At 52.4% G+C, this 20,660-nt stretch carries 20 protein-coding genes and 2 pseudogenes; 20 read left to right on the plus strand and 2 right to left on the minus strand.

What is annotated here, in order from left to right; translation table 11 throughout:
• Positions 1-23 precede the first annotated feature (23 nt).
• The 5 genes and pseudogenes from CHU32_RS21060 (at position 24) to CHU32_RS21080 (ending at position 3,504) form a co-directional block, all read left to right on the plus strand.
• The gene (locus CHU32_RS21060; protein ID WP_245880253.1) at positions 24-551 is read left to right on the plus strand and encodes a DUF550 domain-containing protein; all 528 of its coding nucleotides are present in this window, start codon (positions 24-26) and stop codon (positions 549-551) included.
• A gap of 94 nt (positions 552-645) precedes the next feature.
• Entirely contained in the window at positions 646-900 is a 255-nt protein-coding gene (locus CHU32_RS21065) for a hypothetical protein (RefSeq protein ID WP_103677859.1), read from the plus strand.
• Positions 893-1,228: pseudogene (locus CHU32_RS21070) on the plus strand (hypothetical protein); the annotation flags it as partial. The gene CHU32_RS21065 and the pseudogene CHU32_RS21070, both read left to right, overlap by 8 nt.
• Before the next feature lie 125 nt (positions 1,229-1,353).
• A pseudogene (locus tag CHU32_RS21075) lies at positions 1,354-2,026 on the plus strand (terminase small subunit).
• Positions 2,023-3,504: a terminase gene (locus CHU32_RS21080; RefSeq protein WP_103677861.1), complete on the plus strand. Its 1,482-nt coding sequence runs from the start codon at positions 2,023-2,025 to the stop codon at positions 3,502-3,504. The pseudogene CHU32_RS21075 and the gene CHU32_RS21080 overlap by 4 nt, the downstream one beginning before the upstream one ends.
• A gap of 43 nt (positions 3,505-3,547) precedes the next feature.
• On the opposite strand, the gene CHU32_RS21085 is transcribed toward CHU32_RS21080, so the two are convergent.
• Positions 3,548-3,745 carry a hypothetical protein gene (locus CHU32_RS21085; RefSeq protein ID WP_103677862.1) on the minus strand — a complete coding sequence of 66 codons (198 nt, stop codon included), beginning with the start codon at positions 3,743-3,745 and terminating at the stop codon, positions 3,548-3,550.
• A gap of 938 nt (positions 3,746-4,683) precedes the next feature.
• Between CHU32_RS21085 and CHU32_RS21090 the strand changes: the two genes are divergently transcribed.
• From CHU32_RS21090 to CHU32_RS21160, 15 genes are read left to right on the plus strand one after another with little or no spacing between them, the layout of a single operon-like run.
• Positions 4,684-4,890, plus strand: coding sequence for a hypothetical protein (locus tag CHU32_RS21090; protein ID WP_103677863.1), 207 nt, complete (start codon positions 4,684-4,686; stop codon positions 4,888-4,890).
• Between the two features lie 14 nt (positions 4,891-4,904).
• Positions 4,905-6,575: a portal protein gene (locus CHU32_RS21095; RefSeq protein ID WP_103677864.1), complete on the plus strand. Its 1,671-nt coding sequence runs from the start codon at positions 4,905-4,907 to the stop codon at positions 6,573-6,575.
• Complete coding sequence (locus tag CHU32_RS21100; protein WP_103677865.1) at positions 6,572-6,889, plus strand: Bbp19 family protein; 318 nt, start codon at positions 6,572-6,574, stop codon at positions 6,887-6,889. The genes CHU32_RS21095 and CHU32_RS21100 overlap by 4 nt, the downstream gene beginning before the upstream one ends.
• Positions 6,882-7,448: a hypothetical protein gene (locus CHU32_RS21105; protein ID WP_103677866.1), complete on the plus strand. Its 567-nt coding sequence runs from the start codon at positions 6,882-6,884 to the stop codon at positions 7,446-7,448. The genes CHU32_RS21100 and CHU32_RS21105 overlap by 8 nt, the downstream gene beginning before the upstream one ends.
• 53 nt (positions 7,449-7,501) lie before the next feature.
• Entirely contained in the window at positions 7,502-8,212 is a 711-nt protein-coding gene (locus CHU32_RS21110) for a peptidase (protein ID WP_425444905.1), read from the plus strand.
• 14 nt (positions 8,213-8,226) lie between these two features.
• Positions 8,227-9,213 carry a major capsid protein gene (locus tag CHU32_RS21115; RefSeq protein WP_103677868.1) on the plus strand — a complete coding sequence of 329 codons (987 nt, stop codon included), beginning with the start codon at positions 8,227-8,229 and terminating at the stop codon, positions 9,211-9,213.
• A 50-nt stretch (positions 9,214-9,263) separates the two neighbouring features.
• The gene (locus CHU32_RS21120) at positions 9,264-9,707 is read left to right on the plus strand and encodes a Bbp16 family capsid cement protein (protein ID WP_103677869.1); all 444 of its coding nucleotides are present in this window, start codon (positions 9,264-9,266) and stop codon (positions 9,705-9,707) included.
• Positions 9,708-9,716: 9 nt separating this feature from the next.
• Complete coding sequence (locus tag CHU32_RS21125) at positions 9,717-10,097, plus strand: hypothetical protein (RefSeq protein ID WP_103677870.1); 381 nt, start codon at positions 9,717-9,719, stop codon at positions 10,095-10,097.
• Positions 10,098-10,148: 51 nt separating this feature from the next.
• Positions 10,149-10,475: a capsid staple protein gene (gene gp10, locus CHU32_RS21130; protein ID WP_103677871.1), complete on the plus strand. Its 327-nt coding sequence runs from the start codon at positions 10,149-10,151 to the stop codon at positions 10,473-10,475.
• Positions 10,475-11,080 (plus strand): phage connector family protein, encoded by a 606-nt coding sequence (locus CHU32_RS21135; protein WP_103677872.1) that lies wholly within the window; start codon positions 10,475-10,477, stop codon positions 11,078-11,080. Before gp10 ends, CHU32_RS21135 begins: the two co-directional genes overlap by 1 nt.
• Positions 11,080-13,557, plus strand: a complete 2,478-nt coding sequence (locus tag CHU32_RS21140; protein ID WP_103677873.1) for a phage tail protein — start codon at positions 11,080-11,082, stop codon at positions 13,555-13,557. The genes CHU32_RS21135 and CHU32_RS21140 overlap by 1 nt, the downstream gene beginning before the upstream one ends.
• Positions 13,557-14,021, plus strand: coding sequence for a hypothetical protein (locus CHU32_RS21145; RefSeq protein ID WP_103677874.1), 465 nt, complete (start codon positions 13,557-13,559; stop codon positions 14,019-14,021). The genes CHU32_RS21140 and CHU32_RS21145 overlap by 1 nt, the downstream gene beginning before the upstream one ends.
• Complete coding sequence (locus tag CHU32_RS21150; RefSeq protein ID WP_103677875.1) at positions 14,021-14,560, plus strand: virion core protein, T7 gp14 family; 540 nt, start codon at positions 14,021-14,023, stop codon at positions 14,558-14,560. The genes CHU32_RS21145 and CHU32_RS21150 overlap by 1 nt, the downstream gene beginning before the upstream one ends.
• An 11-nt stretch (positions 14,561-14,571) precedes the next feature.
• On the plus strand, positions 14,572-17,265 hold the full coding sequence (locus CHU32_RS21155) for a lytic transglycosylase domain-containing protein (RefSeq protein WP_103677876.1): 2,694 nt from the start codon (positions 14,572-14,574) through the stop codon (positions 17,263-17,265).
• A complete protein-coding gene (locus CHU32_RS21160; protein ID WP_103677877.1) occupies positions 17,265-20,144 on the plus strand; it encodes a hypothetical protein in 2,880 nt (959 codons plus the stop codon). The genes CHU32_RS21155 and CHU32_RS21160 overlap by 1 nt, the downstream gene beginning before the upstream one ends.
• On the opposite strand, the gene CHU32_RS28090 is transcribed toward CHU32_RS21160, so the two are convergent.
• Positions 20,116-20,634 carry a hypothetical protein gene (locus CHU32_RS28090; protein ID WP_133159278.1) on the minus strand — a complete coding sequence of 173 codons (519 nt, stop codon included), beginning with the start codon at positions 20,632-20,634 and terminating at the stop codon, positions 20,116-20,118. The genes CHU32_RS21160 and CHU32_RS28090 overlap by 29 nt on opposite strands.
• Between the last annotated feature and the right edge of the window lie 26 nt (positions 20,635-20,660).

Below are 20,660 nucleotides of genomic sequence, written 5' to 3' on the forward strand. Positions count from 1 at the left end.
TTACCGCAGACGGAATTATCGATATGCACGAATGCGGATATGTTGAGGGCTGGAACTCCTTCCGCGCCGCCATGCTCGAACCTGTAAGCAATCGTGATGAGTTGCGCGAACAGGTTCGCCGTGAGCACGCTGAATGGTCTGATAAGACGTTCGGCAAAGTCGGACCGGTTGGACCCCTTAAACATTTATCAAAAGAAGCGCTGGAAGCCGCTGCTAACCCAGAAGATCCGCTTGAGTGGGCTGATATGCAGTTCCTGCTTTGGGACGCACAACGCCGCATGGGAATTTCTGACGACTTCATCACCAGGGCAATGATTGAAAAGCTGGCGATAAACAAAACGCGCCAGTGGCCAGAGTCGAAAGATGGTGAGCCGCGCATGCATGTCAAGGAGGCTGGCAACTCTCCGGCAATACCGGATGGTTGGGTGATGCTGCCTGCTGAGCCAACTCAGGCAATGATGAATGCGTGGCTTTCCGAGGTTGCTAACTGGCGCGGACATGCTGCCGGTTACAGGGCAATGATTGCAGCAGCGCCGGAGGTGAAATCATGACATGGCCTTTAGCAATTCTGGGATGCGTTGTTTTTGTTTCAGGCTGTGCGCTGATTGCCTGGATGGTCTGGCTTGATTACAGGGGGAGCAAGTGATGTCCAGCATAACTTTCGTCGTTGAGTTCGAAGACGGTCAGGAGCCGAAGCTAGACGCAAACATGATGTTCATGGGTGGTAAGGTCGTCTCCATTGCTTTCCGTAATGCTTTGTCGGAGAACGCAGATCACTTTGTCTCTTTCCGGAGTGGAAGTCTTTTTGCTAATGGCCGCTGCCTTGTTTGTGGAAATAAGCATTCACCAGGTATTCCTTGCCCCTTCTATGCTGTCAAATCGGGGGTGATTCGTGGCTAAATCCCCCGCAGAACGTAAAGCAGCACAGCGCGCCCGGCAGCGCGCCACTGGCGATAGAAAGCTGGAAGTGGTACTCGACGAGCAGGAAATGGATATGCTGGCGCGGAACTGCGCCGCCCGGCGACCAGGCCGTGATCCCTACGAGATGTCAGAGTACATAGCGATGCTTATCCGCCAGGATGATGCGCGGGTGCTAGGACGTATCACATCGATCAGCAAACGCCAGTGCGGTAAGTGCGGCGACGCGCTGCCGGTGAACGCCTGCCCGTGCGCCGGTGATTCAGAGTGCTGGGCAACGATGGGCTGGCATGAGCTTAAGCTGAACATCGGCGATAAGTTTGAGGTGGCGCTGAAGAGAGCCAGCGAGAATAACCGAGAAACTCTTCGCGCGCTGGCGGATAAGTAAATGTGACAGGTCACGGTGATTGTAATGACTGATGAATTTGATGGTTTCTGAATGCGGCCGCCGACTATGGCGGCTTTGTTTTGCGTGTTAGTATTACCATAACGGTAATTAATTACTCAGGCGGTAACAATGCCAGCGATCCCGAAAACCCACAAACGCAAATCAACGCAATATAAGCCTCTTACGGCAATTCAGGAGGCGTATTGCCAGGAGTACATTAAGTCGCCGGAAGACCAGCGCGGGTCGGCAATACGCGCCGGTTACTCAGAAAAAACAGCCTCAAAGTTCGCCAGCCAGAATATGCGAGATGAGCGTGTACAGAAACGGATTGCGGAGCTGATGGAAGAGCGCAATAAGCGCACACGCGTCAGTGCGGACTATGTTCTTCTCCGGCTGGTGGAGATCGACCAGATGGACGTGATCGACATACTCAACGACGACGGCGGCCTGAAGCCGATAAGCCAGTGGCCGAAGATATGGCGCACCACGCTAAGCGGTCTGGATATCTCGACGACGATCACCAACTTCGATGAGACAACGCTCGAGAACATGCTCAAGAAAATTAAATGGCCGGACAAGGTTAAGAACCTCGAACTGATCGGTAAGCACGTAGACGTCAACGCGTTTAAAGAGCGCATCGAGGTATCAGGCACAGTGACTATCGCCGATAAGATGGCTAAGGCACGCCAGCGTGTCAAAGAGCGGGGCGGTGATAAATGACCGAAGCCGCCATCCTGTCACCCGAAGAGCAGCTCGTCGAGGATATTGCCGGGTTTACTTACGATCCGCTGGGATACGCACATTACGCTTTTCCGTGGGGTGAAGAGGGCGGCGAACTGGCTCATGCCAGCGGGCCGAGACAGTGGCAGGCTGAGGCATTCCAGGAGATAGGCGAGCATCTACAGAACCCTGCTACCAGATATCAGCCTCTGATGCTGGCGCGCGCCTCCGGTCACGGGATCGGTAAGTCGGCGTTCATATCGATGCTGATTAAGTGGGGGATGGATACCTGCGAGGACTGCAAGGTGGTGGTGACCGCCAACACTGAAAACCAGCTGCGGACGAAGACGTGGCCGGAAATCATCAAATGGTCGAATCTGGCTATTACGAAAGACTGGTTCAGCACCACCGCAACCGCGATGTACAGCAATGATCCGGGCCATGACAAGCGCTGGCGCGCTGATGCTATCCCGTGGTCAGAACACAACACAGAGGCGTTCGCCGGGCTGCACAACGAGCGTAAGCGCATCATCGTTATCTTCGACGAAGCGTCGAATATCGCCGATCTGGTGTGGGAGGTGGCAGAGGGGGCGCTGACCGACGAAGACACCGAGATCGTCTGGGTGGCGTTCGGGAACCCGACGCGTAACACCGGGCGTTTCCGTGAGTGCTTCCGTAAATACCGGCACCGCTGGAAGTGCAAACAGATTGACTCGCGCACCGTCGAGGGCACGAACAAAGAGCAGTTGCAGAAATGGGTTGAGGACTACGGCGAAGACAGCGACTTTGTGAAGGTCCGCGTGCGCGGCATCTTCCCTGATGCGTCTGAAAACCAGTTCATCCCGTCCGGCCTGACCGGTCCGGCGGTGGGCAGGGTGATCACCGAAGCACAGGTGGCGCACGCGGCCACGGTGATTGGCGTCGACCCGTCGCACCAGGGCAAAGACCCGGCGGTTATTTACCTGCGTAAAGGGCTGCACTGCCGCAAACTGGGAGAGTACCCGCGCACTACCGACGATGTATGGTTTGCAAAGGTGATCGCCGACTTCGAAGACCTGCACCAGGCTGACGCGGTATTCATCGACTACGGCTACGGCACGGGACTTAAATCCGTTGGCGATAACTGGGGCCGGGCGTGGACGCTGATACAGTTTGGCGGTGGCACGTCAGACCCTGAAATGGCGAACAAGCGCGGCGAGATGTACAAATCAGCACGCGATGCTCTGAAGCTGGGAGCGCAGCTCGACAGCCAGGACTTAGCCGACGAACTCAGCGCGCCTGAATACAAAGTCAGGCTGAAGGACAGCCGCAAGATTTTGCAGGACAAGGAAGAGGTGAAGGAATTACTGGGCAGGTCGCCGAACAACGCAGACGCCTACGTGCTGACCTATGCTTTCCCGGTGGTGAAACGCCAGCGCATCCCTGGGCAGCGGGAGCAGCAGGGAAAGGCCATTACAGAATATGACCCCTATGCATGAAAAAGCCCGCGCGTCAGCGGGCTGATTGTGACATGTCACGCAATCAATAAGTGATTTTATCAAACGCAGCGTTGATCGCTTCGGCGCTGCGCTCCGCGTCGGCTTTCTCAACGAATAATTGTTTTCCAAGCACTTCAGCCAGGCAATTCAACTTCGTTTGGTAGAGGTTGTCGCGGCGCATTTCTTCATTAGGGTTTGGCTTATGAGAATTTGCTAAGCAACCTGCTAAGTTTTGGCTCATGATTTTCACCTTTAAAAAAATGCCCGGCGAACCGGGCAAACTGGAAGCAATAACGGAGGGTGCCTTCCTTGGCGGGATGTCACGGGTTTACAACAGAAAGCCATCGCAATGACGTTCTGGTGTAAAAAGGGCGGTGACAGTAAGGATTCAAATAACCTGCCACCGCCAAGACTACACACAGCTTATCGGTACTTCGGGTATCACGGTCCTAAGGCGTGATTCGTTTGTGGTGGCTGGTGCTGAACTCCAGCTCAGTGGCGCGGTGTTTCAATATCGTAACCGCCCGTTCCATCCGCGTTCGATCAGTCCCTATGCTCGCTTAGAACGTTTCGCCTGCTTATCTTTTCTCAACCGTTTGACGGTCAGCCCCGCCATTCACCACAACGGAAAGAGCACTGCGTCGCCAAACGGTTAGAGGCCAGTCGCCGCCAATCTCAATGCTCTTACCTGTTGTGTCCCCGTCTGCTCCCGGGGTGCCACACCGTATCGCCGCGATGGTGAATCGCTCAGGGCGTCATGTTTAGCCTGGCTTGCACATTCCGGCTACCCACTGATCAATGCACTTCAAGGGAAAATCAGTGGACCGCTACGGCGCATGTGCCATACACCGTTTGTTGTGGTGGCCGGCGCTGATCTCCGGCTTTGATGGTATTTGCCGCCATACTTTCAGGCGCGTCCCAAGTCTCCAATTCCCATCCGACCTGCCATTAAGGCTGCGCATCAGCCTGCGCATTCACCACAACACGAAGCGCACTCCACCGGTTTGGATTTAACGGCAACACCACAAGTGATGTTCAGGAATGCGCTTCGGGTTATGTACTTCGTCCATAAAAGTTACCTTAAAGGTAATAATTAATGCAATTACTGTCAATATACTACGTAAAATAATCCGTATATGGTTAAATTGGTAATAATTTAATCCATCCGGAGTTAATGCTATGTGTGTCGGAAGTAGTCCATCAGTGCCAGCCGCGCCGGAAATCCAGGCTGCGCCGCAGGAGCAGGACCAGGCAGTAGTTGATGCCCGTGATGAAGAGACCCGCCGCCGCCGCGCTGCTAATGGCCGTGCGTCTACGTTGCTGACCGGCGCACAGGGCGACACCTCCGCAGCTAACACCAGCGGTAAAACGCTGCTCGGACAGTAACGGGAGCGCGGGATATGGCTGAGACACTGAAGGAACGACTGAACAAGCAATACGCTCAGCTCGGAAATGATCGCTCATCTTTCGAGAGCCACTGGCGCGACCTGAGTGATTTCATCAATCCGCGTGGCTCACGCTTTCTCGTCTCTGATGTCAACCGCAACGAACGCCGCAACAATAAAATCGTCGACCCAACCGGCAGCCTGGCAGCCCGCACCTTGTCCAGCGGCATGATGTCCGGCATCACTTCCCCGGCGCGTCCGTGGTTCAGGCTGGCAACGCCAGATCCGGACATGATGGACTACGGCCCGGTTAAGCTTTGGCTCGAAGTCGTGCAGCGCCGCATGAACGAAGTATTCAACAAGTCGAACCTCTACCAGTCTTTGCCGCTGCTCTACAGCAGTCTGGGGATTTACAGCACCGGGGCCATGGCTGTCCTCGAAGATGACGATGACGTGCTGCGCACAATGATGTTCCCTATCGGCAGTTACCACCTGGCTAACTCTGAGCGTGGCAGCGTTGACACCTGTTTCCGCAAATTTTCTATGACGGTTCGCCAGCTCGTTCAGAAGTTCGGCACGAACAGCGTCAGCACCAGCGTTAAATCGATGTGGGAAGGTGGAAACTACGAGCAGTGGATCGAAGTAATCCATTCTGTTTACCCGAACATGAACCGCGAGACGGGCAGCCTGCTGTCGAAAGATAAGCCGTGGAAATCGGTCTACTACGAAGTTGGCGGCGACAGTGACAAGGTGCTGCGCGAGTCTGGTTTCGATGAGTTCCCGATCATGGCTCCACGCTGGGAAGTTAACGGGGAGGACGTGTATGGATCGTCATGTCCGGGAATGCTGGCGCTCGGCCAGGTTAAAGCCCTCCAGCTTGAGCAGAAACGCAAAAGCCAGTTGATCGACAAAGCCACTAACCCGCCGATGGTCGCGCCAACCTCACTCAAGACGCAGCGTGTATCCCTTCTCCCTGGTGATGTGACCTACCTGGACACAGTGACCGGGCAGGACGGTTTCAAACCTGCATACCTGGTTAATCCCAATACCTCCGATCTGCTGGCTGATATCCAGGACACGCGACAGATCATCAACTCATCTTTCTTTGTCGACCTGTTCATGATGTTGCAGAGCATCAATACACGTTCAATGCCGGTTGAGGCAGTGATCGAGATGAAGGAAGAGAAGCTGCTTATGCTTGGCCCCGTGCTGGAGCGCCTGAACGATGAATGCCTTAATCCGCTCATCGATCGCGCTTTCAGCATCATGGTGCGCAAGAACATGCTCCCGCCGCCGCCGGACGTTATGCAGGGTATGCCGCTGCGCATCGAATACATCTCTGTGATGGCACAGGCGCAGAAGTCTATTGGCCTTTCCAGTCTGTCCACAACCGTTGGCTTCATTGGCAACCTTGCCGCAGTTAAACCTGAAGCACTCGACAAGCTCAATGTGGACCAGGCGATTGATGCATTTGCGGAAATGTCCGGCGTATCTCCGACGGTCATCGTTCCGCAGGACCAGGTTAATGACATTCGCCAGCAGCGTGCTCAACAGCAGCAACGCCAGCAGGCAATGGAAATGGGTATGGCTGCCGCCGATGGTGCGAAAACCCTCAGCCAGGCACAGACATCAGATCCTAGCGTTCTTACTGCTATGGCTAACGCAGCAGGGGGCGCGCAGCAATGACGGACATTTGGGAAGAAGAGAAGCTTACAGCCCAGCAGGAACGAGCAATTCAGGAGCGCGAAGAACGTGATGCTGAAGATATTCGTTACGTAATGGCTACTGAGCGTGGCCGCCGCGTCGTCTGGAACTTGCTTGAGCAAGGCAAGGTATTTGCTTCCACGTTTGCTGTTGAACCTCACGTCACATCGTTTAACGAAGGTCAGCGCAATGTGTCGCTGGCCCTTTTCAGCAGAGTGATGGCGGTATGCCCTGAGCTTTACCTGAAGATGGCAGAAGAGCAACGCCAGCAGAATAAGGAGGTTTCCGGTGATTGAGGCTATTCGCTATTTCCATGCATCCAGCCTGATGGAACTTGAGCAGGCGATGGTCCAGCAGATCGCTGATGGCTGGCAGCCATTCGGTGCGATGGTCGTGGATTCATCCCTGGGTGGGTGGGACTTCTATCAGCCGATGATCAAGGGTAGCGCCACAACGCTGCCGTCAAATATGGCTCCTGTAACTGACAGTCTGGGCTATCCGCTTTACGGGTCAGATGGCACTACGGATCAGGCGGTTTCCGTCTCTGCCGTGGTGCAGGCAGGTAAAGCAGATCGCTTTAAGTTACCAGCATCTGCTGCTGTCGTTAAGAACGGCGACACTGTTCAGGTACGTAACAGCGCCGGGGCTAATGGCAAGGGGTCAACCTCAGTCGTCACTGCCGGTAGCGTAGTGACCGGGATTAACCTGGCAGCCACCATCGCTCCGGTAGCAAACGGCACCGTTCTGGCGTCACTTCCTGTAACTAACAACGCGATCCTCGCAATTGGCACGGCAAACCGTCAGGTCACTGTCAATGTGGCTAATGGCGTGATCACCGGCCTGACAATCGTTTAAGGGTAAAAGACATGGGCAACGAACTGTTTAAGAAAATTTTTGGCGTAGTCCTGATGGATGAGGCTACTGACGCTGGCGCTGGTGGTTCATCTGGTGGTGGTGCCGAAGGCGATACTGCAACCGGCGCAGAGCAGGCAGCAGGTGCTGAAGGCGATAAACCTGAAAAAACTGTGGACGATAAGCAGCCTGGCACTCAGGACGACCCGCAGAAAAAGCAGGGTGAAAACGCTGATGAAGCTGATAAGCCGGAAGACAAAAAGCAGGGAGACGGCGAAAAGCCAAAGGAAGAGAAGGATAAAAAACCTGAAGGCGCTCCGGAAAAATATGAGTTTAAGGCCACTGAAGGCGTTGAACTGGATACGGAAGCCCTGAAGGATTTCGAGCCGCTGGCGCGCGAGTTGAACCTCAACCAGGAACAGGCGCAGAAGCTGGTTGATATGTACGGCACTAAGTTGCTTCCGATGGTGCAGAAACAGCAGGCCGAAGCATGGCAGAAGCAAACCGAAGGCTGGGCGGAATCAGTCAAAGCTGACAAAGAGATCGGCGGCGACAAACTCAATTCTAACCTGAGCGCAGCGCAACGCGCTCTGGAACAGTTCGGCACTCCTGAGCTGAAAGAATACCTGAACGGCACCGGACTGGGTAATCACCCTGAACTGGTTAAGACGTTCATCAGGATCGGCAAAGCCATGTCAGAAGACAACATGGTGACCGGTAAAGAAAGCGGTCAGCGTAGCGCTGCCGAAGTGCTTTATGGCAAATAAGAGAGGACACAAATATGGCTGTTAAAGGCTTAACTGCGCTGACGCTGGCAGACTGGGGTAAGCGCGTAGACCCGAACGGCAAGATCGATAAAATCATCGAGCTGCTCGGCCAGACTAACCCGATTCTGGAGGATATGCCGTTTGTAGAAGGCAACCTGCCGACCGGGCACCGTACCACCATCCGCACTGGTCTGCCGGAAGGCACCTGGCGCTTGCTGAACTACGGCGTGAAACAGGGTAAATCCACCACGGCGCAGATCACCGATACCGTCGGTATGCTGGAAGCCTATGCCGAAGTGGACAAGTCGCTGGCCGATCTGAACGGTAACACTGCTGAGTTCCGTCTTTCGGAAGATCGCGCCTTCATCGAAGGTATGAATCAGCAGATGGCGCAGACGCTGTTTTACGGCGATACCAGCGTTAACCCTGAGCGCTTCATGGGTCTGGCACCGCGCTATTCCAGCAAGTCCGCTGGTAATGCTCAGAACATCATCGACGCAGGCGGTACCGGTACCGATAACACATCTATCTGGCTGATTGTGTGGGGCGAGAATACCGTTCACGGTATCTTCCCGAAAGACCAGAAAGCCGGTCTTCAGCATGACGATCTGGGAGAGCATACGCTCTACGACCAGAACGGCGGCCAATATCAGGGCTATCGCTCCCACTACAAGTGGGATAACGGCCTGACCGTTCGTGACTGGCGCTATGTTGTCCGTGTGGCAAACATCGATGTCAGCGATCTGTCCAGCCCGACCGCCGCTGCAAACATCGTCCGTCTGATGATTCAGGCACTGCATCGCATCCCGAACCGTGGCATGGGCAAAGCTGTGTTCTATATGAACCGCTCTGTTGCTCAGGCTCTCGACCTTCAGTCTCTCGACAAAGCGTCTCTGGCGTTGACCGTTAAAGAGACAGAAGGCGAGTGGTGGACTGCATTCCGTGGTATTCCGATCCGCGAAACCGATGCGATTCTGGAAACTGAATCCCGCGTTGTGTAACGCCTGTCATTAACTGATGGGCCTGCTGGCCCATACATGGAGAAAAAGAGATGATCCTCGACAAATTGTTGATGTTCTCTGAAGGTCAGGCGGTTACGGCTTCTGCACCTTCGACTGATGTGGTCGACCTCGGCCCGATTGACGGCACCCGCCGTGATATCGGCGTGGGTTATCCGCTGGAATGGTTCGTTAACGCGACTACTGCTGCCGCTGCTGCTGGCGCTGCTACGGTGAATATTCAGTTCCAGACCAGCTCTGATAATTCCACCTGGCGCACGCTTGCCAGCAGTGGTGATCTGGCTCTGGCTGACCTTACCGCCGGTAAGCGTGTTGTTGCACAGAAAGTTCCGCAGGGTGTTCTGCGTTATCTGCGTGTGAACTATTCCGTGGGTACCGGGCCGCTGACCGCCGGCGCTTTCACTTCAGGCATCAACCTGGATGTAGACGGTAACAACACGTCCTACTATCCGATCCGTTCACGTATCACTGGTTAAGAGGCGAATATGTCTGAAGAAAAAGCGAAGTACCGCGTTACGCGCCTCTCTTTCATCGTCAATCAACTGGTACATGAAGGTGAAGAGGTTGAGTACGACGGCGAGCCGGGCAGCGCTCTGGAGCCTCTGAACGATGCGGCTAAGTCCGCGAAGAAGAAGGCCGAGAAAAAGCACGGTAAGACCGAAGAGGTTAAGCCTCCTCAGGTGAGCGTTGTTTCTGACAGCAACCCTGACGACGGCGAGCCGGGCAGCGGTGACGGTGCGGTGAGCGAAGACCTCGCATCTTTACGCCAGCAGTATGAAGAACTCTTCGACAAGAAGCCGGGCAATAAGTCGGCTGAAACAATGAAGAGCGAAATCGCTGCGAAGCGGAAAGAATTAGGGGTTTAAGCCTCTTGAGTTAAACAGGGGGCTTCGGCCCCCTTCTTGCAGGAGTGGATTATGGAACTGGTAAATCTAAAAATCGGCACCGACACATTTCAGGATGAGAACGGCGAAACCAAAACCCGTGATGATTATCCGTGGGGGTTGTGCATTGAGCTGAACAACGAGACGCTGACCAAACTGAAGGCGACGCCGCAGCCAGCAGGGACTGAAGTAATGATCACTGCTAAGGCAATTATTCGCTCTACGTCAACCCGTGACACTGAAGAAGGCATGCAGCATAACGCCAGCCTTCAGATCACTGACATGGCTATTTCTCCGGCCACTCCGCAGGCTCCGGAGCGCAGCACCGCTGAAGTGATGTATGGTTCCGGGGGTGAGTGATGGCTTCCGTTATCGAGATCTGCAACCGTGCTCTGGGGAATCTCGGAAACAACCGGAGCATTAACAGCCTGGAAGAAGCCAGCAAAGAAGCCGGTCAGTGCTCACTGTATTACGAATCAATGCGTGATGCGGTGCTGGCAGACTTCGACTGGAACTTTGCCACCAAGCGTGTAGCACTGGCTGACACCAACAATCCGCCGCCTGACTGGCAATATGCTTACACCTACCCAACAGACTGCCTGCGCATTATTGAGATCCCCACTGCCGGGATCCCTAACCCTGCCTCGCGTATGCGTGTTGAGTATTTTGTTGGCGCTGACTTTGACGGCACCGGAAAGCTGATCTACACGAATGAGGCGCAGGCCTGGCTGAAGTACGTAGCGCGGATCACCGACGTCAACATGTTTGATTCTATTTTTCAGGAAGCGCTGACGTGGAAACTGGCTGCGTCGATCAACATGTCACTGACCGGCAATGCAGATCTCGGAAATAACGCTCTCAGTATGTACAAACAAATCATTCTTAACGCTGGTTCACACAGCATGAATGAGTCGCAGGAGCCGGTAGCACCTGAAAGCGAATTCACTGTTGCGAGGTTATGCTGATGGCATTTAGCTGGATACAACCGAGCTTTGCTGGTGGTGAGATCGGGCCTTCTCTGTATGGTCGCATCGACATGGCTAAGTATCAGGTGGCGCTGCGCAAGTGCGATAACTTCATTGTCCGGCAATATGGTGGCGTGGAAAACCGTCCGGGCACGCGGTTTGTTGCCGCGGCAAAATACCCTGACCGCAAATGCCGCCTGATCCCCTTCCAGTTCTCTACGGTACAGACATATGCGCTTGAGTTCGGTCACAACTACATGCGCGTCATTAAAGATGGTGCGCTGGTGCTGACCAGCAGCAACGCCATTTATGAACTGGCAATGCCATACGCTGAAGACGATCTCTTCCGTATCAAATTCACGCAAAGCGCTGACGTTCTGACGCTTGTTCATCCGAACTATCCGCCTAAAGAGTTGCGCCGGTACGCGCATGACAACTGGCAGATCGTTGATGTTGAGACGAATAACGGACCGTTTGAAGATATCAACGTTACCGAGACGAGCACTGTTTACGCCAGCGCGCCCACCGGCATCATCACGCTGACTGCGAGTCAGGAAATTTTCGGATCTGAACAGGTCGGCAAGTTATTCTACCTTGAGCAACCAGCGGTTGATTCTGTCCCCGTCTGGGAGACTAGCAAAGAAACAGTGATTAACGATATCCGGCGGGCGGAAAGCAACTACTACCGGGCCAACACTGCCGGGAAGACCGGGACGCTGCGTCCGTCACATACCGAAGGCATGGCCTGGGACGGATGGGGCGGCACTGGAGATGATGATACAGGCATACAGTGGGAATACCTGCACAGTGGCTTCGGCATTGTCCGTATCACCGCCGTCGCCAGTGATGGAAAAAGCGCAACGGCTACGGTTATTTCTCGCATCCCTGAAAACGTTGTGGGCAGCACAAAGGCGAGCTATAAGTGGGCGCGGTTTGCCTGGAACAGTGTTAACGGTTATCCCGGCACTGTCGTTTATTATCAGCAACGCCTTTATTTCGCTGCGTCTACTGCTTATCCGCAGACGATCTGGGCAAGCCGCACCGGCGATTACAAGGACTTCGGGAAGAATAACCCGATTCAGGACGATGATCGCATTATCTACACCTACGCCGGGCGTCAGGTTAACGAGATCCGCCACCTGATCGACGTTGGATCTCTGGTTGTTCTGACGTCTGGTGGTGAATTTGTTGTGACCGGAGACCAGAATAAGGTTCTGACTCCCAGCGCTTTCTCTCTCAGTTCGCAGGGATCCAATGGTTGCAGCAATATTCCGCCAATAGCCGTGGCAAACATTGCTTTATTCGTCCAGGAGAAGGGCAGCGTCGTGCGGGATCTGGCTTATTCCTTTGACGTCGACGGTTACCAGGGCAATGACCTTACCATCCTGGCTAACCACCTTTTCCAGAAACGCAGCATTGTGGACTGGTGTTTCTCCATTGTCCCTTATTCCTGCGCGTTCTGTGTTCGTGATGACGGCAAGCTGCTGGCGCTCACATATCTGCGTGATCAACAGGTGTTTGCATGGTCCCCGCAATCCGGCCCGGGCAAATACGAAAGCACATGCAGTATCAGCGAAGCGAATGAGGACGCCGTGTACTTCATCGTCAACCGCACTATAAACGGCCAGGTTGTGCGTTACATTGAGCGCCTTTCAAGCCGCCTGTTTACTGATGATATCGACGCTTTTTTTGTCGACAGCGGCCTGAGTTATGACGGACGTAACAGCGGAAGCCGGACGGCGACCATCAGCGGCGGCAGCGGAGACTGGAGTTATCAGCAGGATTATACCCTGACGATCAGCGGAACGGCATATTTCGGCTCCGGCGACGTCGGCGCACAAATTCAGTTTCCGTATTCAGAATACGATTCCGATGCCGGTGAAGTGGTAGATAAGCAACTGCGCTGCGACATCATTTCTGTGATCGGTAGTAATGCCGTGACCATCTCCGCTAACCGAAATATCCCCGCCGCGCTACGCAATACGGCAACAACCAACTGGCTTATGGCTCGCCGCACGTTTGCCGGGCTGAACCATCTTGAAGGCCAGACGGTTAACATTCTCTCTGACGCCAGCGTTGAGCCGCAGAAGGTTGTATCTGGTGGCGCTGTCACGCTGGAGAAGCCGGGCGGCGTTGTGCATATCGGGCTTCCCATTGATGCGCAGTTTGAAACGCTGGACGTCAATATTAATGGTCAGGAAACGTTGCTCGATAAGAAGCAGCTTATCAACACTGTCACGCTGGTGGTGAATGCCAGTCGCGGTATATGGGCCTCCACTCCTGGCGGGAAGTGGTACGAGTATCCGCAGCGCGAATTTGAGTTTTACGACGATCCTGTTGATGACGCAACCGGTAAGGTTGAAATCAAGCTCGACAGTAACTGGGATAAAAATGGCCGCGTCAAAATAAAACAGACTGACCCGCTGCCGCTTTCTGTGCTGGCGGTTATTCCTCGTCTGACGGTGGGAGGTTTCTGATGATTAACGCTCAGATAGTGCCTGCCACCGCCTCGCATATTGAAGAAATTCTGCCCCGCGTCCGCGCTGCTGATGCTGAAGAGTTTGCAGCCACAAACGGATGGAGTGTCAGGCGTGTACTCGAAACCGGGTTGCGTACGTCAACTTTCTGCTGCGCCGGACTGGTAAACGGTCGCGTGGTAACTGTGTTCGGAGTGGCACCAGGTTCAATGATTGGCGGCTACGGGATCCCCTGGCTGGTGGGCACCGATGAGCTGGAAAAATATCAGCGCACTTTCCTGCGCCGCTGCGGGAAAGTGGTCAATGCAATGCTGACCGTTTACCCGTATCTTGAAAATTATGTTGATGCGCGAAACCACGTTGCTAAATCCTGGCTTCACTGGCTCGGGTTCAACATCGAGGATGCCGCGCCATATGGTGTTAACGGGCTGCCGTTCCATCGCTTTCATATGAGGAAAAAATAATGTGTGGACCAGTCGCGGTTGGTGCTGCCGTACTTGTTTCCGCTGCTATGCAGGCGTACAGCCAGCGACAGCAGGGTAAATATCAGTCGGCTGTTGCAAATCAGAATGCTGATATCGCTGAGGCTCAGGCTGAAGACTCTGTGAACAGGGGTAATATTGCCGCGGCAGAACGCCGCCGCCAGACTAACCAGGCTCTTGGCACACAAAACGCCACAATGGGTGCGCTTGGAACAGATCTTTCAACCGGCAACGCCTTAGATATCTTCGGTGACACGGCTCAGTTTGGGCAACTCGATGCGCTGACCACCGTTAATAATGCGCAGCGTGAGGCTTACGGCTACCAGGTTCAAAGCGTTAACTCAATTGCTGAGGGGCGGGCGGCAAGAAGCGCGGCAAATTCCGCAGCGACACAAACACTTCTGACCGCTCCAATCAAGGCATATGGCGCATACCAGATGGCTGGCGGTACGTGGAGTCCATTCACGCAAAGCAATGCAGCACCGATCAGCTCAGCCGTTGGCACTAAAACAGGTCGATAAGGAGATAAATCATGCCAGTAGTACCAACAACAACCGGGCGTCAAGTTGAAAGCCGAGGGGTGCAGACTGGAGGATTCTCCACGGTTGATTCCCCTCAGGCTGGGCAGGTTCTCTCTGACGTAACAGGTCAATATGCAGGTGCTTTCGCAGAGGCCAAAAAGAGAGCTAATGTGGCACTTTCTCAACAGGCTGGCTTACAACTAAGCCAGTTTGAAGAGGATATGAAAACGGATCTTTTCAGTCTTAAAGGTCAGAACGCCATCGGAAAGGGACAGGAGTTTACTCAAAAATACGATGAGAAAATACAGGAGCTTTCCAGTAACCTGCCAGATGACGCTTCAAAACAGATGTTTATGCAGCAGGCCCAGCAGCAGCGAATCAGCTTCAATGGGATAGCCGGGAGATATGAGCTTGGCGAAGTGAATGCATTTGAGGATGATCAGCTAAATGCTACCAGGCAACTTCAGTTACAAAAGGAAGGCGAGGCGTGGAATAACCCTCAGGAAGCAAACCTTGCAAGGAATACTCGCATGGTTGCGCTTGCTCGTTTTGGCGCGGCCCGAGGGTGGTCTCAGGAACGTATCTTGTCTGAAATTGAAAAAGATAACGCGTCCGCTACTGAAACCAGAGCTAAAAATTATGCAGTTGCAAATCCCCTTGGCTGGATGAATGGTGATTTCTCTGTCATTGATAGTAACGGAGACCTGGACTTACGAGCCGTGGGCATGGTGGAGTCAGGCGGGAAGCACCGTAATTCCGACGGTAGTCTGGTAACTTCCCCCGCCGGGGCACAGGGACAATTTCAGTTAATGCCAGACACGGGAAAAGAGCTTGCTGCAAAGCGAGGCGTTCAATATAACCCAGACGATCCAGAGCAACACGCTCAACTGGCGCGTGATTACGCTGGGCAATTAAGTAAAAAATATCAATCTGAACCGCTGGCAGGTGCCGCATACAACTGGGGAATGGGAAACGTCGATAAACTGATAGCCAAAGTGGGTGATCCACGTAAAGGCGAAATATCGATGGAAGATTTTGTTAAAAATCTACCCGCCGAAACTCGCGGATGGCTCTCCCGTTACAACAAAAATAAAACAGGGATGGACCCACTTACTATCTATCAGGTTGATAATCTGGCAAACGCTCAGATTGAAAAACAGAGAAAGCTTGTTCTGCAATCTCTTGAGCCTGTTTTAAGCAACACTATGGCTCAACTCAATAACGGAGAGGTGCCGGATACGATCCCTTCTATTCCATCCATCATGTTTGGATATGGTGACCAGGGACGTAAAATGGTTTCCCAGCTTGATATCGCAATGGACAATGCAAAAACATTTCAGGCTATTCAGTATCTGCCACCTGAACAGCAAAAAGCTGAGCTTGAAAGAGTTAAGCCTACCGCTAACGATCCTAATTATGCTTTAAAAATCGATGCCTTCGGTAAGTTAAAAACTTTGGTTTCTAACTCAAATACTGTTATTCAGGAACAGCGTGATTCAAGGCGTTTCAATGAAGCATTAGCGATAGGGGAAAAGCTTGATCCCAGCAATGAAGCTATGCAGAAGGCTGCTGATAACACAGAATCAGCGATTAATTTCAGGGTGAACGACCAAAACACGCACGATGATATCGTGCAGCAGGTTCGACAGACCGGCATTATTCCATCACAGGTTACTTCTCAGCTTAATGCCATTTCCCGGGCCAGCAGCCCTGACGTTGTCCTTCAGGGCGCGCGCTTATTTAATGCTCTCTACGCGACTGATTCCGCATCTGTTGGTGATCTCCCAAAAGATATGCAGGGTTTTTATCTGACCGTTAAGCAGCTCAGCGATGCCGGTATGGCTCCCGAGGCCGCAGTTAATCAGGCGCAAAACTTAACATATAACCAGACTGATGCCTTAAAAGCGCAACTCGCTTCTACTCAAAGCACGAAGGAGTACAAAAAAGAAAGAGCAAGCGCTATGGACTCTGCCCGGGGGAACATGGCGCAGTGGTTCAGAATTGATCCTGAAGCTGATGATACCTCTACAGATGCTGCTATGTTCAGAAACGACTACCAGTCTCTTTACGATATAAATTATCGCACATCAGGCGGAAATTCTGAGGCGGCCAAGAAAATGACCAACCAGCAGATCGCGCGCACATGGAGCATTAGTACTGTGAACGGCAATGCCAGGTTTATGAAATATGCACCAGAAGCTCTTTATAATTATGGGCCTTCTGACTGGCAGGTAGAACAATGGAAAGCTGAAAAAGAGCAATTAATGTATGGAGACCGGAAAGAAAATATTTCCGTCAGCCCGACGCAGATCGGCATAACCTCAGGTAATGCGCCAGTTATTGAAACAAATACTCCAGAGTCTCGCGTCGGAGGTGATCTGGAAATAACGCCTGATGCTTTGACACCAAGAAACGGTGACTACGCAATCATGATCCGCACGAAAGATAAGGATGGGATTGAGACAGTTCAGCCTTATTTTGACAAACATTATCGCCAGGTGCGCTGGAAACCGTCTCTGGAAGACTGGAAACCTTACCAGGATTCCCAGAAAGAGCGTGAGCAAAGAGAGCAGGAAGAGGTCATTAGAGGGCAGGAGAAGCGCGGTTTCATCGATAAACATCGCGCCCTTGATGAGCAGTACCAAAAATTCCACGGCGACCGTGTTAATCGCTTCAAAAACTATTTTTCATGGGATGACGAATAATGCCTATCTATCCACAGCCTGAAACATCTCCTTCCGTTATGGATAACGCATTACCAGCGCCTGCTGGTTTCGATGTTCCATTGCCTGACGGCGTTAATCCGGAACCTGCTCAGCCTGAGCCATCAGTATGGGATGCAGCTTTTCGTCAAAACAACTTGCTGGCTGGCATGTTCAGACCAACCAAACAGTTTGAACCTGCTGATGGTTATAATCCCTACTCCGACAAGAACGAGATCCAGGGATATGAACAATGGGCGACCTCGTTTGCGGATGCCAGATCCCCGGAAGAAACCGCCTGGATAAAGCAGCAGATTGATGATGAGAATGAAGATCGAAAGGTTTTGTCAGAGGCTGGTGGCGAAGGCGTGCTCGCGAGTATAGCTGCTGGGGTTGTTGATCCCGTTACAGTTGCCTCAATGTTTATTCCTGGTGCTCAGGGAGGACTGCTGGCTCGGGTTGGTTCCCAAATGGCAATAGGTGCCGCAGGTACAGCAATCAGTGAAGTGGCATTAAATAGTCAACAATTTACCAGAACTGCTGGCGAAAGCGCTGCGCATATTACCGCCGGCGCGTTATTCAGCGGTGTTTTTGCAACCGCTGGATCAATGATCTCATCTGGGATAAGGGACGCTGCAACACGAGAGTTGGGTGACGCACTGGAAAATTCTGGCATTAATGCAGCTCTTAATCGGGGTATGGACAGTCTTCCTGACGGTGGTAGTGTCGGCGCAATGCGAATCAGACAGGCAACTTTAGACGATCTTACTCTGGATGGTGGGAAAGCTGCTGATACCGCTTTAAAGGCTGGCGGATATATGACACCTATATCCCGTGTAATTTCCTCTCCTTCCCGCAGTGCCCGGATCACCGGGCTTGAGTTGGCAGAAAACAATTTTGCGTTACGTGGAAATAAGCGGGGTTTTGAAACACCGGTTGCGGCAGAAACCCGGGTTCTTGGCTGGCGTCGTGAAGAGGCGGCGGTTGTCGTTACCAATAAACAGGCGTATGCAAAATATAAAGCGGACGGAGGGGATCTAAATTATACCCGCTTCCGTGAGGAAGTAGGCGATGCCATGCGCAATGGTGATGTTCACGGTAATGCCTCTATTCAGGATGCTGCGCGCGCATTGCGTCAGGTGGTTGACAGGGTGAAAGTTGCACAGCAGGACCTCGGCCTGCTTCCTCCAGATGCTGAACTAAAAGCGCTGGGTCAGACCAGTTATTTTCCTCGTGTCTACAGGGTGGGGAAGATAGTCGAGGAGCGTGATAAGTTTCGTGACATTCTGGTTAACTGGTGGTCAAGAGGGGCGCAGGCTATGTCACGCGATGATGCTGAGATAGCTGCCGATGCCACGATAAATAAAATTGTTGGTGCGAAAATACCTCAGGATTTCGAAAACATTTTCACTGTAAAGGTGCCAGGCAGTTCACGGCAGCGTACTTTAAACCTTCCTGATAACCTGATGAGAGATTATCTGGAAAGTGATGCCAACTATGTATTGCAGCGGCATATCAGGGAGGCTTCACCAGACATTGAATTAACCAAGACATTTGGCAATCGCAATCTAGAATCGCAGCTTAAAGCGATTCATGACGAGTATGACGAGCTTATGCGCGCCCGTCCCCAGGAACAGGCAAAACTGGCAAAAGCCCGTGAGAATGATATTCGAGACATAACCGCTATGCGTGATCGCCTGGTAGGGACATATAAAATGCCTGACGATCCATCATCATTTTTTGTTCGCGCCGGCAGGGCGATGAGAAATGTGAACTTTGTTTCAAAACTTGGTGGCATGACTGTTTCCGCTATCCCGGATCTGGCCCGAGGCGTAATGGTTAACGGTTTCAAAAACACCATGCGTGGTTATGGATCTCTTATTTCAAGATCTCCGGCGTTCACAGCCAGTAAAAGTGAAATGAAAAAAATGGGGATAATGGTAGAGGCAGTGCTTAATTCCCGGTCCAGGTTGATGGCTGACCTAGTCGATAGCTCTACACGCACAAATGCAGCAGAAGCAGGTCTCGATCGCGTAACCGATGTCTTTGGTAAGCTCACAATGATGGGGCAGTTTAACGATATCAACAAAGCTATTAATGGCATGGTTACTGCCGACAGTATCCTTTCTGGTGCGGCATCTGCATCAAGGATTGCTAAACTGGGCATCAGCCCTGCGACGGCCACGCGAATAAACGCTCAGTTCCGCAAATATGGTGAAGTTCTTGACGGCTGGCACATCGGCAATTTTGATAAATGGGATGATGATTATGCTTCCGGGGTGTTTCAGTCGGCAGTCATGAAAGACACCAATAACATCATTATCACGCCCGGGGTCGGAGACACTCCTTTATGGGCCAGCTCACCTATTGGTCGTACCGTATTCCAGTTCCGTTCGTTCACAACGGCGTCATATAACAGAGCAACAATCGGCGGCCTGTCAGAAGGCTCGGCCCAGTTTTATTACGGTACAGCATTTCAAATCGCTCTTGGTGCGCTTACCTATGCATTAAAACAGGCGTCAAATGGCAGGGAAGTGGACTGGTCACCACAAAAATTAGCGCTTGAGGGTATCGACAGATCGGGTATTCTTGGTCCACTTATGGAATACAACAACATGGCGGAAAAGGCTACTGGTGGCGCGTTTGGCCTTGGTTCGGTTTTTGGCACTAGCACTCAGTCACGTTACGCCAGCAGAGGTTTCATCGGCTCTGTTATAGGTCCAACATTCGGTCTGATGGACACCGTTACTGATGTGACGGCAGGCGTGTTAAATGGCGATGCTGGCGACCGGGTTCTGCATAATGTCAGGACCATCTTACCCGGAAACAACCTATTCTGGATCGCACCGATACTCAACCAGGTTGATCCGGGTATGCGTTGACATGAGAGCATGATTCTGGTGACACTCCGATGCTGAAAAGTAGGGACTGCTTTTCAGCATCATAATAACTAATCATAATTGTTTTCTCCTCCATTCTGGCTTGGCGGAAAATCCCCTCAATTGAGCTTGGAAGCACGAATTCACGCTTATCAGGAGCGCAATATACTTTCTCCAGTCGGTTCTTTGTCAGTTCAGGTATTTCAGGAGAGGACGTATTATTGTAAAAATGATCGTGCGTAATGAACGAGCTTTCTGTGTAAACAGTAATGGTCTTCCCGTCATCTTTACCATAGAAGGCGTGATAACTTGATCGATTAACATCATCAAATCCCGCCATTGGAACAATATAATTTAAGAAAAAATCAGCCGCGATACCAGATAGCTCTAATGGAGTGCGTTCTGTAACAACTGACTTGGCATAAATAATAGTTGGCTGGAAAAGTATGCCAGCCAGTAAACATAAATTTATAAAATTGAATTTCTTACGCATATCAATAGACTCTCTCAAGCTTTTAT

Origin of the sequence: Superficieibacter electus (assembly GCF_002915575.1) — a bacterium.
Classification (GTDB): domain Bacteria; phylum Pseudomonadota; class Gammaproteobacteria; order Enterobacterales; family Enterobacteriaceae; genus Superficieibacter; species Superficieibacter electus.